The organism is Moorena sp. SIO3I8 (assembly GCF_010692325.1).
GTDB lineage: Bacteria > Cyanobacteriota > Cyanobacteriia > Cyanobacteriales > Coleofasciculaceae > Moorena.
On record NZ_JAAHHW010000375.1, the window covers coordinates 1 to 1,489 of the forward strand.

Consider the following 1,489-nt stretch of genomic DNA (forward strand, 5'->3'; position numbering starts at 1 on the left):
CGTGGCCATTCGCGTAGCGTGGCCATTCGCGTAGCGTGGCCATTCGCGTAGCGTGGCCATTCGCGTAGCGTGGCCATTCGCGTAGCGTGGCCTTTGGCCTTGGCCTTTGGCCTTGGCCTTGGCCAAAGCCTGTGCCACGCTACTAATTGCTTTTGAATAAAATAAGCTGACCGCTGACTGCTGAATGCTGAATGCTTACTTTCAATGTTCAATTTTAAATTGACGAATAACCTTCCATGATAAGTATTCAACCGAAAAAAATATCATTACTTTATCAAGACTCTACGAAGCTGAAAACCCCGTGTCTTTAGACCGGGGATGACAGCGAGATAGGGGCTTGACGCGCCGTGAGAAAAAGATTTTTTGGATTCGGGAATCTTACTCTGACCGTTGTCGAATAAAATAGGTAGTAAAAGGTCGATAATAATGATTGTTTTAGAGTTCAAAGCATACGGGAAACCAAAGCAATATTCAGCAATAGATGAGGCGATCAGAACAGCTAAATTTGTTCGCAATAGCTGTATTCGCTATTGGATGGACAATAAAGGTGTTGGAAAATTAGACCTTAATAAATATTGTACTGTTTTGGCGAAGCAGTTCCCGTTTGCCAATGAATTGAACTCTATGGCTCGTCAAGCCTGTGCTGAACGAGCTTGGTCATCAATCGTCCGCTTCTACGATAACTGTAAGAAAAAAGTGCCCGGCAAGAAGGGTTTTCCTAGATTCAAAAAGCATTGTCACTCAGTAGAATACAAAACTACAGGCTGGAAATTATGCCCAGACAAGAAGTCTATTGTTTTTAGTGACAAAAAAGGGATAGGAAAACTCAAACTCAAAGGAACATGGGACTTGTGGCACTTTGACAAAAAGCTAATTAAACGAGTCAGGATAGTCCGTCGAGCCGATGGGTACTATGTTCAGTTTTGCATTAATACTGATATTAATGAGTCTGTCTCAGCAACAGGTACTACTATTGGTTTGGACGTTGGCTTAAAGGACTTTTATACCGATTCTAATGGCAATACTGTCCCTAATCCTCGTTTTTATCGGAAGGGAGAAAAGCGTCTAAAATTCTATCAGCGTCGAGTTTCTCGGAAAAAGAAAGGCTCTGCTAACCGTAAGAAAGCGATTAATAAGCTAGGCAAGACACACCTTAAAATAAGTAGGCAGCGTGTTGGCGAAGCCTGCGCGTAGCGCATAGAACATGCAAAGGGACTTGCACGTTGCGTAGTCCGGTCTAACGACTTGGTCGCCTATGAAAATTTAAGGATCAATAACATGGTAAAAAACCATTGTCTTGCGAAGTCTATTAATGATGCAGGTTGGTATCAATTCCGGAAATGGATGGAATATTTTGGCAATAAGTTTGGCAAGGTAACTGTTGCGGTTAACCCTGCCTATACTAGTCAAAATTGTTCTAATTGTGGTGAAGTAGTTAAAAAATCTCTATCAACTAGAACCCATGTTTGTCAATGCGGTAGATCGGAGG

1 pseudogene is annotated in these 1,489 nt (G+C 42.2%); it reads left to right on the top strand.

The features are described 5' to 3' along the window. Nucleotides 1-426 precede the first annotated feature (426 nt). Nucleotides 427-1,489 (top strand): annotated as a pseudogene (locus F6K51_RS37120) (transposase); the annotation flags it as partial.